Annotated in this window: 12 protein-coding genes; 6 read left to right on the top strand and 6 right to left on the bottom strand. The window is 49.2% G+C overall.

Going from position 1 to position 12,836, the window contains the following annotated elements; translation table 11 throughout:
- Window positions 1-14 precede the first annotated feature (14 nt).
- A complete protein-coding gene (locus tag ACLTD4_RS03970) occupies window positions 15-1,436 on the top strand; it encodes a GntP family permease (protein ID WP_412331139.1) in 1,422 nt (473 codons plus the stop codon).
- A 29-nt stretch (window positions 1,437-1,465) separates the two neighbouring features.
- Here ACLTD4_RS03970 and ACLTD4_RS03965 read toward each other — a convergent pair whose 3' ends face one another.
- The 3 genes from ACLTD4_RS03965 to ACLTD4_RS03955 all read right to left on the bottom strand — a co-directional run bounded on the left by ACLTD4_RS03965 (window position 1,466) and on the right by ACLTD4_RS03955 (window position 3,837).
- Window positions 1,466-2,137, bottom strand: a complete 672-nt coding sequence (locus tag ACLTD4_RS03965; protein WP_055656774.1) for a GntR family transcriptional regulator — start codon at window positions 2,135-2,137, stop codon at window positions 1,466-1,468.
- Window positions 2,138-2,204: 67 nt separating this feature from the next.
- Window positions 2,205-3,251 carry a 2-dehydro-3-deoxygalactonokinase gene (locus tag ACLTD4_RS03960; RefSeq protein WP_181988631.1) on the bottom strand — a complete coding sequence of 349 codons (1,047 nt, stop codon included), beginning with the start codon at window positions 3,249-3,251 and terminating at the stop codon, window positions 2,205-2,207.
- Window positions 3,205-3,837: a bifunctional 4-hydroxy-2-oxoglutarate aldolase/2-dehydro-3-deoxy-phosphogluconate aldolase gene (locus tag ACLTD4_RS03955; protein WP_181988632.1), complete on the bottom strand. Its 633-nt coding sequence runs from the start codon at window positions 3,835-3,837 to the stop codon at window positions 3,205-3,207. Before ACLTD4_RS03955 ends, ACLTD4_RS03960 begins: the two co-directional genes overlap by 47 nt.
- Window positions 3,838-4,205: 368 nt before the next feature.
- On the opposite strand from ACLTD4_RS03955, the gene dgoD reads away from it, so the two are divergent.
- The 5 genes from dgoD to ACLTD4_RS03930 all read left to right on the top strand — a co-directional run bounded on the left by dgoD (window position 4,206) and on the right by ACLTD4_RS03930 (window position 9,418).
- On the top strand, window positions 4,206-5,357 hold the full coding sequence (gene dgoD, locus ACLTD4_RS03950; protein WP_117623134.1) for a galactonate dehydratase: 1,152 nt from the start codon (window positions 4,206-4,208) through the stop codon (window positions 5,355-5,357).
- A gap of 28 nt (window positions 5,358-5,385) precedes the next feature.
- Window positions 5,386-6,750: an ABC transporter substrate-binding protein gene (locus ACLTD4_RS03945; RefSeq protein ID WP_117623135.1), complete on the top strand. Its 1,365-nt coding sequence runs from the start codon at window positions 5,386-5,388 to the stop codon at window positions 6,748-6,750.
- 84 nt (window positions 6,751-6,834) lie between these two features.
- Window positions 6,835-7,713, top strand: a complete 879-nt coding sequence (locus tag ACLTD4_RS03940) for a carbohydrate ABC transporter permease (protein ID WP_055656933.1) — start codon at window positions 6,835-6,837, stop codon at window positions 7,711-7,713.
- A complete protein-coding gene (locus ACLTD4_RS03935) occupies window positions 7,706-8,539 on the top strand; it encodes a carbohydrate ABC transporter permease (RefSeq protein ID WP_055656784.1) in 834 nt (277 codons plus the stop codon). The genes ACLTD4_RS03940 and ACLTD4_RS03935 overlap by 8 nt, the downstream gene beginning before the upstream one ends.
- Window positions 8,540-8,638: 99 nt before the next feature.
- Complete coding sequence (locus tag ACLTD4_RS03930) at window positions 8,639-9,418, top strand: IclR family transcriptional regulator (protein ID WP_055656786.1); 780 nt, start codon at window positions 8,639-8,641, stop codon at window positions 9,416-9,418.
- 266 nt (window positions 9,419-9,684) lie between these two features.
- Here the strand turns inward: ACLTD4_RS03930 and ACLTD4_RS03925 are convergent, their stop codons facing one another.
- From ACLTD4_RS03925 to ACLTD4_RS03915, 3 genes are read right to left on the bottom strand one after another with little or no spacing between them, the layout of a single operon-like run.
- Window positions 9,685-10,779 (bottom strand): hypothetical protein, encoded by a 1,095-nt coding sequence (locus ACLTD4_RS03925; protein ID WP_117623136.1) that lies wholly within the window; start codon window positions 10,777-10,779, stop codon window positions 9,685-9,687.
- Complete coding sequence (locus tag ACLTD4_RS03920) at window positions 10,772-11,926, bottom strand: aminotransferase class V-fold PLP-dependent enzyme (RefSeq protein ID WP_117623137.1); 1,155 nt, start codon at window positions 11,924-11,926, stop codon at window positions 10,772-10,774. Before ACLTD4_RS03920 ends, ACLTD4_RS03925 begins: the two co-directional genes overlap by 8 nt.
- Entirely contained in the window at window positions 11,923-12,630 is a 708-nt protein-coding gene (locus ACLTD4_RS03915; protein WP_117623138.1) for a transcriptional regulator, read from the bottom strand. The genes ACLTD4_RS03920 and ACLTD4_RS03915 overlap by 4 nt, the downstream gene beginning before the upstream one ends.
- Window positions 12,631-12,836 lie beyond the last annotated feature (206 nt).

Raw genomic sequence — 12,836 nt, 5'->3', positions numbered from 1 at the left:
AGGGGAGTAACTGTATGAATCCAGTAATAGCTATGTTAATTGGTGTAGTCGTTATGATGGGACTGATTATCTTTACGCGAATGCATGCGTTTCCATCACTCATTATTTCTGCAATTTTAATCGGCATCTTATCAGGCATTCCGCTAGGGGAATCCATCAGCACCGTGACGAGCGGTTTTGGCGGGACGATGGCCAGTATCGGCATCGTGATCGGCTTTGGCTGTATCATGGGAATTTTCCTGGAGAAGAGCGGAGCGGCAAAGCGTATGGCTCTTACCATCTTAAAGATGGTAGGCGTGAAACGGGCCGATGTGGTGCTGGGTCTGACTGGCTTTGTGGTTTCCATTCCAGTGTTCTGTGATTCGGGATTCGTTATCTTATCGTCACTGGCAAAAGAATTTTCCCGTCTGACCAAGAAATCCATGGTAGGACTGGGCGGCATCCTGGGTATGGGCCTCTATATTACCCACTTTATGGTTCCGCCGACACCGGGACCTCTGGCGGTAGTCAGTACGTTCCAGAAAGAAGGCATCCCCGTTGATCTGGGTATGTTTATCATAGCAGGACTGCTTTTCAGTATTCCGCTGTTCATCGTATCCATCTTTTTATTCCGCTGGTTCGGAAACCGGTACCCTGATTTCATCGTTCCGAGCGAGATCGACAGAAGCAAGTATACGAAGGCTCAGCTGGTGGTTCTGGATAAGATCGATGAAAAGCTGAAAGAGGGAAAAGAGCTGGAGAACTCTGATTTTGAAGCGCTGCTGTCCACGGAAAAGCTTCCGCCAGCAGGCATTTCCTTTACGATTCTGCTGCTTCCCGTATTTTTGATTCTCTGCAATACCGTTGTCAGCCAGACCGCATGGAAGGCTAACGCCGTGGGAGGCATCATTACCTTCCTCGGAAATCCTGTAATCGCTCTGTTTATCTCTCTCTGTCTGGGCGCATTTGTTCTGGCTAAGGACATGGATAAGAAGACGGTCAACGGAATGATGAACGACGCGTTAAAGGACGCGGGCCCGATCGTCTGCATTACCGCAGCAGGCGGCGCTCTGGGTGCGGTCGTGAAAGCAACCGGCGCGGCTCAGCTGATGGCAGACGGAATCGTCGCAGTAGGAATTCCGGGAATTCTGGTTCCGCTTCTGATTGGAACGATTATGCGTTTCCCGCAGGGCTCCGGCACAACCGCGATGATTACCGGTTCCGCGATCATCGCCCCCATGCTTACAACCCTGGGAATTAATCCCTACCTGGCCGGTCTGGCGGTCTGCCTGACCTCCATGTGTCCGTCCTTCTTAAACGACAGTTATTTCCACGTGGTAACCAACTTCAGTGGAATGGATATCAAGACCAACTTGAAGACATGGAGCATAGGAACCATTATCATACCGATCTTTGGTTCCATCCTGATCTGTATTCTGGCAGTATTTTTCCATTAATAAAAAAGATGCCCTCCTTTGGCGACAGGCTAAGGGAGAGCATCTTTTTTGTTTAAATATACAATGATCTTTTCGCGGGCCAGTTCTAAGTGAGTCCGGTTGATCCGGTCGGCCTCCCGGGCGTTCCCGGACAGGATGTTCTGTATGATCTTGGTATGTTCCGTCACCGATTCGTCAAAACGTTCCTTGCTGGTAAGGGAATAGATCCGGAACTGCTGTACCATGGAATAGACCCTTTCATAAGTGCTGATAACCAGATTATTGCCGCTCAGCTCAATGATCAGCTGGTGGAGTCCGGTGTCTGCGTTGATGTAATTCTGGAGATCAGCCGCTTTATGGTAGTAGATTAAAGTATCCATGAAGGCGTTAAGCTTTTCGGCATATGCAGAGGTGAGATTCTGACCGGACCTCCGGATGGCATAGCTCTCCAGGATGATCCGCAGATCGAAGATATCTTCAATATCCTTCTGCGTATATTCCTTAACGAACACACCGCGGTTCGGGTATTCTACCACAAGTCCATCCGCGACCAACTGGCGCAGCGCCTCCCTGATCGGGCTTCTTGAGACGGAGAGCGCGGCGGAAAGATCAGTTTCCTGAAGCCAGTAGCCCGGCGGGTAGACACCATTACAGATATCCTCTTTGATGATTTGATATACCTGTTCCTTAATGGTAGTGACCGGTCTGCGTGTTCCTGCCATTGCAGTTTCCCCCTTAAATGATTTGTATAACAATCATAGTTGAAAAGGGGAAAAATGTCAATGATTCCTAAAATCCCATAAGACTTAAAAATCCTTCTACGGCAAACGGAAATGACGGAGTGACAGGCACTTCCGTGATCTTAAACTGCGGAAACAGCTTATCGGCAAAGGCCGAAAAGATCTCATACTGCATATGCGGTCCGGCCACGGCGATTGTTGCTGGTTTGTCCTGTGTGACGGAGACGATGGCATCCATGACCCCGCCGTTAATCACGCCTTCTAAGTAGGAGCGCCGCTCAGACAGCGTCGAACCGGCAAATAAGTCCATGCTGCGGACGACGTACAGCGCGCGGTTGAAACCGTACCGGTGAACGATATCGTATCCCATACAGACCATGTGGGGAAGAAGCTCAGTACACTTCTCTCCATTGATGCTGGAACCGAGAATCGTATGCCCGGCCAGGGCGTGATAGAGCTCCCCTGTTATGGTGGAAGAGATATTTTCGATGGTACCGTCGAACAGGAAAGCCGCCTGTGTATGGGAACCGGGAAGCAGGATGATGCTTCTGCCGCTGGCCAGACCAGGATAGCGGTGGAGAATTCCAAACAACTCAGTTTCCTCTCCGCGCATGTTATTGGCATCAACCACAGTCTCGACGGAAGCTGTCATTCCCTGGGGAAGCGTCTTGATTCCGGGAATAATATGAACATATCGCTGAAAAAAATCGGCCTCATAATGAGTGACAATACTGTTTTTTAATTTTTTAAAATCCACAGGGGTGGACAAGTGCTCAATCTCTGTCAATCCGGAGGGACTGGAAATCATTCCGGACATATAGATATCCGCCACCTGCGTATCGACAATTCCTGATTCGGAGAGGAGCTGGTCATAGAGCCGTTTTAATGCGGATATGAGGACGGCCCGATTTTGATGCAGAGCGGAATCGCGGGAACCGACCGGAATTTCTCCGCGGTTTAGAATGGTTCCGCCATTTAAGAGGCAGGCCCGCGTGTTTGTTGTACCTGAGTCAAAGTAGAAGTAATACAAGGAAACACCAACTTTCTTATTAAAGTTTTGCCGCATAAGCGGCGGCAAGCATTCGGATCCTGTCAAAATCCCCTTCCTGTACGGCCTGTTTGCTGACAATATTGGAACCAATGCCCACGCAGCAGGCTCCTGCATCGAAGAAGTCCCGGATATTTTCCAGGCTTACTCCGCCGACTGCGGCAAGCGGAATGTGATGAAGCGGGCCGCGAAGCGCTTTTATGTAACCCGGACCGGCGGAATCAGAGGGGAATACCTTTACAATATCGGCTCCATCGGCATAGCAGCGTGCCACCTCCGTTGCGGTATAGGCGCCGGGTATGGAAAGAAGGCCGAGGCGCTTTGTCTCACGGATAATGGCGGAATCTGCATTGGGGGAAATAATGTAGGCGGCTCCTGCGTCATACGCTGCATGGAGCTGCCCGGCGGTCATGACGGTGCCTGCGCCGATGAGGACCCGCCCCTCGAATTTCCGGTTTAAAGTGCGGATGATATTCGCTGTAACCTCAGGCGCGGCTGTCTGGTCAAAGGTGATCTCGGCCAGGCGAAGCCCGCCCGCGAAGATTGCCTCCACCGTCTTTTCCGCATGATCGGAATCCAGGCCGCGGATAATTGTGATGATACCGTCTGCCAGAATTTTATCAAAAGTTGTCATGATGATGACCTCCTGTTTAAAGAACATAAAAGTAAGATGAAGTTAATAATCTGAAAATATATAGTTCCTATATAAGAACTCGGTTCTTCAAAAACTAATTATATTATAGGCGTGAGGAAAAGCTTTTGTCAATTGTTTTTTACTGAAAGAAAAAATATAATAATAATATGCTAGAAAAATTGAAATATAAAAGAAAAAAGAAGTACATAATAAACAATAAATACAGAAAAAAGAGATTTTCTATATTGACAGACGGGAAAACATGGGGTATAGTAAAAATATGGTTAATATGAGGAACTAAGTTCCTATATACGAACAGATAAGCGAGAAGTACAAATAATGAAACAGAAAGGGATGCAAGGAGAAAAATGAAAATTACAGACATGAAGCTCTATTTTATGCCACACCGTTTTCTGCTGTTAAAGATTGAGACGGATGCAGGAATTTGTGGCTGGGGAGAACCTCTGGTAGAAGGAAGAGCTGCAACGCTGGAAGCTTCCGTGAATGAGTGGCGCGACTATTTTATAGGAAAAGATCCGCTGCGGATTGAGGAGCACTGGCAGACCATGTACCGCCGCGCCTTTTATCGGGGAGGTCCGGTGCTGATGAGCACGATCGCCGGTATCGACCAGGCGTTGTGGGATATCAAGGGGCGGTATTATCATGCTCCTGTTTATGAGATGCTGGGGGGAAAGGTCAAGGATAAGATTAAGGTATACCGAAGCATACACGGTGATACGCCGGAAGAAGTGGCAGAGGATGCGAGACAGGCGGTCAGGGAAGGCTATACAGTCATTAAGACTTCGCCGACAGACCCCACCCATTATGTAGATACGCTGCAAAGCGTGAATAAGCTGGTGGAAAAAGTAGGAGCAATCCGTGATGCCATCGGTAACAACATCGATATGGCCATTGATTTTCACGGAAGAATTCACAAGCCTATGGCAAAGGTTCTGGTCCGGGAATTAGACCAGTTTCATCCGCTTTTTATGGAGGAACCGGTGCTTCCGGAGAATAAGGAAGCGTTGCGTGAGGTAGCGAAGTATACATCTGCACCCATTGCCATAGGAGAGCGAATGTACAGCAGGTGGGATTATAAATCTCTGTTTGAGCAGGGATATGTGGATATTATCCAGCCCGATTTGAGCCATGCGGGTGGTATCAGCGAAGCGAGAAGAATCGCAGCCATGGCGGAAGCTTACGATGTGGCAGTTGCGCCGCACTGTCCTCTGGACGCGATTGCATTTTCTTCCTGTATTCAGATGGGAGCGGCGACACCGAATCTGGTACTTCAGGAACAGAGCATTGATATTCACGATGCAGGCGATACGAACCCGAGGATCAATTTCTTAAAGAATAAGGAAGTATTTCATTTTAAAGATGGTTTTGTTGAGATTCCAGAAGGGCCGGGACTCGGCGTAGAAGTAGACGAGGAGATGGTTCAGGAGCAGAATAAGAACCGCCATAACTGGAAGAATCCAATGTGGCGGACCTACGACGGAACACCAATTGAATGGTAAAGATAAAGCGATACAAGGAGGAGAAGAAATGGTTAAAAAGAATCTGGCAATTGGATTATCAGTAGTGATGGCGGCTTCTATGCTGGCCGGATGCGGCGGAAAAGAAGCGGCTCCGGAGACTACGAAAGCGGCAGCCGTAGAGACACAGCAGACGGAAGCAGCAAAGACAGAGGGGGAGACAGAAGCTGCAAAGGAAAGCAGTGGAGAGAATGTGACGATTACTTATATTTCTTCCACGATTCTGGAGTCTCCGGAGGGAGACTTTGAAAAGAAGTGTATTGAGGAGTTCAATGCGCTGGGCAACGGAATTACCGTGGAAGTAGAGGGCGTCAGCGCCAATGATCTTATGAAAAAGTACATAACGCTGGCAACATCGGATTCCATGCCGGACTTCTTCCTGGCGAATATGCTGGATACCGCTACGATTGTGGATATGGGGCTGGCTGCGGAAATCGCACCAATTTTTGGGCAGGACTACGTGGACGGATTTGAAAGTGTCAGCCTTGCAAGTGCAAGTGTAGACGGAGTGGCTTACGGCGCGCCATGGTTCAGCGGAGCATCCGGTATTGTTTACCGTAAAGATATCTTCGATGAAAAAGGGGTAGCGGTACCGAAGTCATGGGATGAATTTGTAGAAGTATCCAAAGCCCTGACGGGAGACGGAGCCTACGGTAATACCCTGGTCGGCGCAAACAATGGTTCCGGCGCAGGAAGATTCCAGTATGTGATCCGTAACTTTGGTGTGGATGAGTTTATTCTGGGAGACGATGGAAAGTGGACTACCGATATCGGTTCTCAGAAGTATATTGATGCACTGCGTGCCTACACCGATCTGGATGTGACTTACCATACCTGCCCTCCGGGAGTCATTGAGACCGATTACCCGACCGCAGTCAATCTGTTTTCATCAGGCAAAGCAGCCATGCTGATTACCGGCTCCAATGCGATTGGTGCGATAACCTCTCAGGTTCCGGAGTTAAAGGGCAAACTCGGTTCCTTCCCGGTACCGGCAGTGGAGCGTTCTGTCAGCACACCGGGTGGTTTTGGGTATTTCATTACACCTGGAAAACATGAAAAAGAATCTGCTGAATTTATTAAGTTTATGCTTGAGAAGGAGAGAGCGCTTGAATTTTCTGTTATGACAGGCCGTCTTCCAACCCGTACAGAGACTCTTGACGATCCGAGCATCAACGATATGCCGGAGCTGGCCGGTTTCTTAGAGGCACGCCAGACCGTTTATGAAACACCAAATATTCCAGGCTACAGCGAGATCAACGATGTACATGGACAGGCATATCAGTCTGTATTCACCGGAGAATCGACCGTAGAGGAGGCAGCAGCCAAAGCGCAGAAGAGAGCGCAGGAGATCTGTGACGCCGCGAATGAAGGTTAAAGTACCAGCCAGGAAAGACCGGCTCTGCCCTCCGGCAGCCGGTCTTTCCTGTATGTTGAGGGGAGTGATTATTTGAAGCACGGAATGAATGGAACGATGAATCGGGTAAAAACGCGCGTTGCGGCCTATGGCTTTGTCACGCCTGCGGTAATCACGCTGGCTTTGCTGCTTCTTTATCCGTTCTGTTATGGAATCTATATCAGCTTTTTTAAGACGAATCTGGTCAACAAATGGAATTTTATTGGCCTGAAAAACTATGCAAAGGTTTTGACGGAGGCCGATTTCTATTCCAGCATGAAGATCACGCTGATCTTTACGGTCGGCGTCGTACTGGGACACTTTATTTTTGGATTTTTATTTGCGGTTATGCTGAACCGGGATATAAAGGGGCGCACCGTATTCCGGGCTATTTTACTGCTTCCATGGCTCTTTCCGGAAGTCGTAATTGCTAATCTGTGGCGGTGGATTTTCAATCCTACCATGGGATTTTTAAACAGTACGCTGGTATCCATGGGGATTTTGCAGGAGCCGATGTCCTGGCTGGGATCTCCGAAGCTGGCACTTGCAGTACTAATCTTTATCTGTATCTGGAAAGGATACCCTCTCGTGATGATCCAGCTTCTGGCCGGACTTCAGACTGTGCCGGGTGACATCATTGAGGCGGCCAGAATCGATGGGGCCACCAACTGGAAGACCTTCTGGTATGTGACGGTTCCCAGCATGAAATCGACACTTTCCGTTACCCTGATTCTCGATGTCGTATGGTGGTTCAAGCATGTGACGATGATCTGGCTGCTGACCCAGGGCGGCCCCAACGGTGCCACCAATACCATCGGTGTCAACATCTATAAGCGGGCATTCGAATTTTTCGATTTCGGTCCGTCGTCCGCCCTGGCGGTTGTGGTGTTCCTGATCTGTATTGTCATTAGTATTCTGCAGAGGAGGTTGTTAAAGGATGAATAGTCAAAAGAGAATAAATGCGCTTTGCTATATCGGATTGACTCTGGGAAGCCTGATCGTCCTTGTGCCGATTCTCTATATGGCCTCCACCTCATTCAAGTCAATCAACGAGATTATGACCAGCTCTACCGTAACGATGTTTCCAAAGACATTTTCATTGGAGGCCTACAAAAACGTAATAACAGAGTATCCGTTTTTCACCTATTTAAAGAACAGTGTGGTTATCTCCACGGTGGCTACCGTACTTGCGGTCCTCTTCTCCACGCTGGCCGGCTATGGGTTCTCCCGTTTTCAGTTTAAAGGAAAAGGGATGATCATGATGTTCATTCTTGTGACTCAGATGTTTCCGGCGGTTATGCTGTTTGTGCCCTATTATAAGCTTCTTACAATCTATGGGCTGGCCAACTCCAGAAGAGGAATCATCCTGGTTCACATCGCCAGTGTCATACCGTTCTGTTCCTGGATGATGTATGGATTCTTTAACAGCATTTCCAGGGAACTGGACGAGGCGGCCAGAATTGATGGCTGCAGCCATTTGAAGATATTCTGGAAGATTATCGCTCCGCTGACGCTGCCTGGTCTGATCTCCACGACAATTTACGCATTTATCCAGAGCTGGAATGAATATATGTTTACCATGCTGTGTATTACATCGGATAAGATGAAGACGTTACCGGTGGCGATCGGACAGATGGCGAGTTATGATAAAATCATGTGGAACGACTTGATGGCCGCTTCCCTGCTCTCCAGTCTTCCCGTCGTGGTAATGTTTATTTTCCTTCAGCGATACTTTATCAGCAGCATGACGCAGGGGGCTGTAAAAGGTTAATTAATGCTTGTACTATTTGGAAAAAGTGTGTACAATAAGAATAACTGTTCAGCTGTGCGGCAGATACACAGCTGTGAATAAAAGAAGAGGTGTTAGAACGTGCCAAACGAGGAACTTCACCGCGCGACGAAACGCGTGATTGATACGCTGGAGCAGCTGACGGCAGCGCCCGTCCAGGGAATGACGCTGACAGAGCTTGCTTCCGCATTAAAAGCTCCGAAAAGCAGCCTGTTCCCAATTGTACATACGCTCTGTGAGCTTCATATGCTGTCCCTGAATCCTGATACGGGCCGGTACTGTATCGGATACAAGGCTTATGAGATTGGTAATGTATATTTAAGAAGAGGTGGTCTCACCACCGACATTCAGACGCAGATGCATACGATTGTGGAAGCCTGCGGCGAGACCTGCTACTTTGCCCAACTGGTAGAGGGAGACGTGTTCTACCTCTATAAGGTGGATTCCACCGAGCCGGTCCGTTCCGTGGTATCCCCGGGACAGCGGCTGCCCGCTTACGCGACAGGAATCGGGAAAGCGCTGCTGTCAGGAAAATCAAAGGACGAACTGAAGCGATTGTATCCGGATGGCTTAAAAGCGCTGACGCCGAATACGATAACCGACATAGACAGGCTTTCATACCAGCTGGATGAGATACAGAGAAACGGGCTTGCCTTTGAATGTGAGGAATCAACCCAGTACATTCGCTGTGTGGCTGTACCCATCCGGCGGGATGGCGGAGTCATTGCGGCCATGAGCATCGCCATGCCGGTATTCCGGTATGATCCGGAAAAGGAAGCGCTCACGATCCGGCTTTTAAGAGAAGCGCAGCTCCGTCTGGAAAAATTGCTGAAAAACGCAGATTTCAATGGGATTATGTAGCTGTGGAAGGCGGTAAGAGCTGTGGGGAAGGAAAGCCGCAGCAATGAGAGACATTTCCTGATAAAAAAGTAAAGCTGATTTCTGTGGATCCAAACGGTCCATGGAGATCAGCTTTTTTATGTAACAGGAAAGTGCTCCTGTTACATAAAAAAAACTCCGGGCAGGATGCGCACTTCGCGCTAAGGAATTATGGTTGCTGAAGCAACCGCGCTCCGGCGCGAGAGTCCGGCTCGCCGGACTCTTTATTCTTCAACATACCCTTATAGTTATAATATAGCAGCAGTCTTTCGATACTCCCCATTCAGTATAACAGCCTCTGTCGAAAACGCCTTGTGAAAGGTCCGCGAATTTCCCTGACAGTCCTCATACGTCTCCGTATGATCCACGATGCGGAACAGTGTGGCATTCTGAATTGTACTTAAGCGGCACCAGTCGGTGAGTCCCAGCGCCGTCGCGGGACCTGTGGTGACACCGTAAAGAATGTCTTCCAGAGAAACACCGCAGCCGTATAGTTTGGAGAGCAGAACAGCCATGTTCCGCACCAGTTTTTTCACAGAGCTCTGGTGTAAATCGGTTCCCATCAGGAAGCGGGGCAGCGGGTAGCGGGCGGCTCTTTCAAATACATCGAAATCGAAGCTGCTGCTTCCGTGTCCCACATCAAGCCAGACGCCGCGGTCGATCAGCTTCTGAAGTGCTTCTGACGGTGTACCGTCAGGGTTCCACACGTCGCCGCCGCGGCCATTGAATACATGGGTTATGATGTCTCCCTTTTCAAAATACGGTTCCATGTCCTTTAAATACGGGGGATTTCCTCCGACGTGAACCATCATCGGAACACCTCCCTTCCGGGCGGCAAGGCTGGCTAAGCGCAGCGGTTCGAGACCCTCGTGACGGATGGTCTCACTGCCCATACGCACCTTCACACCGGAAATCAGTCCGGGATGTTCGGCCACACATGCGGCACAGCGGTCAACATTCAAATACTGCATGGCATTATAATCGTGATGGAAGATCACGCCGATCGGGCTGATGCAGAGGAACAGCCTGATATTCGTTTCAATAGTCGGCATCACATACTTTGTAAAGCCGTGAAGTGTGTATTCCCCCACGGTTCCGGCATCGACCAGAAGACAGGTTCCTGTCTTCCAGCCAACCGCATCGGCTTCCGTACCGAAAAGGCCGAATCCATCAAAGATGTGAGAGTGCATATCGATCCATCCGGGGCTTAAGAAAAGGTCTGTTTCGGGCGGCCCGTCGTTTCTGTATTCGACATGCCAGTCTCCATCACGGCCACAGAGCTCGCCGTTAAAGAAACTGTTTTTTGGGGCATCGTAGTACCGGACCAGCGTTTTTTCATTCATGAGAACGCCCCCTTTCCGGCAAGGTGAGGAAGCGGTTCAGTTTCTGAATCAGAATTGGGAGATCCGGTTCACGCAGATTGATGGCGTTGATAAAGATGCGGCACGGATCACCCGTGGGATCTTTGGGGTTAAAGGTTCCGATATCTATCCGTTCCGGTGCAGAATACAGGAAGTCATAGCACTCTTTTCCCGTGGTTCCATCGGTGAACTGAAGGTAGAGCATGGGGATCTGCTGGCCGAGACGTCCGGTTTCCTCTATGTAGCTGTGATACCCTGGAACTTCGGAAAGAGAGGCCTTTATGTGTTCCAGAACAGCCTTTAGTTCCTGGTACTTCGCCTCCTCATTAAGGTCAAGGAAATCCATGCAGGCCCGGTAAAATGCCGCATACTCCTCTTTGCCTACCTTATAGGGCCGGCCGATTCTTACATTAGGGCTGGCCATGGCCCGGCAGTGGTCGAGAATCTCATGGCGCCCCAGCACGATCCCCGTCGTCTGAGGACCGTTTATGAATTTTCCGCCGCTGAAAATGACGGCATCCGCTTTTAAGTCCACGGTATACCAGGACATCAGAGACTTCGGAGGAAGCTGAGCCGCCGCATCCACGATCACGGGCACACCGGTCTCGTGGGCTGTCTCAATCACATCCCTTAAGTCAGGAGTGGTCCATTCATAAACGGTTCCGGTGAAGAAAAAGACGGCGGCCGTCTTCGGGCCGATGGCCTCCTGAAGCGATTTAATACTGTCCGCCACAGGAATAAGCGATGCGCCAGAAAGCTCGGTTAAATGCCAGTAGGGAAGAATCGGACAGTTCTTCTGAGACGCAAATACGATGATTTCATTCTTCGGGCAGGAAGAGGCATCTGGCAGCTGGTACATCAGCTCTTCGTTTCCCCTGGTCATACAGGCGCTGGCAGTGAGAACGACGCAGGCTCCCGCCCCCGATGAGATAAACGCCGTCTCATTGCCTGTGCGCTCTGCAATTCGTTTGCAAATGGCATCGGATAATTCTCCGATGTCCACAAAGCTTTCTGCGGCTTCCTGCATGGTCTCCAGTGTGCGGCGGCTCATGCGGGAACCGCCGATTCGTGTGTAGGTATCGCTGGCATTGATGATCCTGTCCACATTCAGTTCGTCATAAATATTCATTTTACCCCTGTCCCTTCTCTTTTGGTGTTTAAATCGGAATCCCCATTTTCAGTTCTGGCCAGATCCAGGTAGTTATACAGTGTATAGCGGGAAATCTTTAAGTAATCACAGACCCGGTCACTGGCTTTGGTGATTAGAAAAGCGCCCTTCGCATCGAGATATCCAGTAAAACGGATTTTTTCCAGACGGTTCATCTCATCTGCCGGTTTCCCGATCAGTTCTCCGGCCTGCTCAATAAGAAAATCGAGTACATCACTGATGTTGCCTGCAAACGTCTCCTTGCATTCCTCCTCCGGTTTTTCTGTCTCCTTGCCGGGAACGTAACGGTTATACTGATGCAGTATTCCTTCCAGGGCAACGGTCTGCGTGATATCCAGATTAATGCAGAGTGAGCCGATTACATTACCGTCATCATCATAGAGAAACATTGTGGAAGAGCGCAGAATCTTCCCATTTGGTGTGTGGACAACGTAGTTGTACCGGTCTCCGTCCTTAACTTCTCCGCGCAGTACCTCCAGACCGAGGTTACTTCCGCAGTCACCGATTTTGCGCCCGGTAATGTGGCCGTTACGGATATCGACGACCGTATGGGCGTAATCCCTGGTCAGATCGTGCAGAATCAGTTCACAGCGGTTGCCGAATTCATTCTCCAGCATGTTTAAAAGCCTCTGCCAGAATGGCCAGTTATCGTAGATTGTTTTCATAAACCCCTCCGTTATTGTTGGCTTGTCTTTTCTCATTTAATTTTATCACTGAGGTATGATACAGTCAAACAAAATGTTGAAAAAAATATAAAAAATGCGATAAAATCAACAAAAAGTATGAAAATGTCATGACAAAAAGTTGAAATGATAAACGTGAGATAAAAAAATAAGGCAAAATGTCAGGAGGAAGCCAGATAAAGTTGAGA

The sequence above is a fragment of the Hungatella sp. genome (assembly GCF_046966825.1).
This window is presented reverse-complemented; position numbering and strand designations above follow the sequence as displayed.

Bases quoted from the DNA above. Each gene is read 5' to 3' on its own strand.
- ACLTD4_RS03970 (WP_412331139.1), top strand. From the start codon at position 15: ATGAATCCAGTAATAGCTATGTTAATTGGTGTAGTCGTTATGATGGGA.
- ACLTD4_RS03965 (WP_055656774.1), bottom strand. From the start codon at position 2,137: ATGGCAGGAACACGCAGACCGGTCACTACCATTAAGGAACAGGTATAT.
- ACLTD4_RS03955 (WP_181988632.1), bottom strand. From the start codon at position 3,837: ATGACAACTTTTGATAAAATTCTGGCAGACGGTATCATCACAATTATC.
- dgoD (WP_117623134.1), top strand. From the start codon at position 4,206: ATGAAAATTACAGACATGAAGCTCTATTTTATGCCACACCGTTTTCTG.
- ACLTD4_RS03945 (WP_117623135.1), top strand. From the start codon at position 5,386: ATGGTTAAAAAGAATCTGGCAATTGGATTATCAGTAGTGATGGCGGCT.
- ACLTD4_RS03940 (WP_055656933.1), top strand. From the start codon at position 6,835: ATGAATGGAACGATGAATCGGGTAAAAACGCGCGTTGCGGCCTATGGC.
- ACLTD4_RS03935 (WP_055656784.1), top strand. From the start codon at position 7,706: ATGAATAGTCAAAAGAGAATAAATGCGCTTTGCTATATCGGATTGACT.
- ACLTD4_RS03925 (WP_117623136.1), bottom strand. From the start codon at position 10,779: ATGAATGAAAAAACGCTGGTCCGGTACTACGATGCCCCAAAAAACAGT.
- ACLTD4_RS03920 (WP_117623137.1), bottom strand. From the start codon at position 11,926: ATGAATATTTATGACGAACTGAATGTGGACAGGATCATCAATGCCAGC.
- ACLTD4_RS03915 (WP_117623138.1), bottom strand. From the start codon at position 12,630: ATGAAAACAATCTACGATAACTGGCCATTCTGGCAGAGGCTTTTAAAC.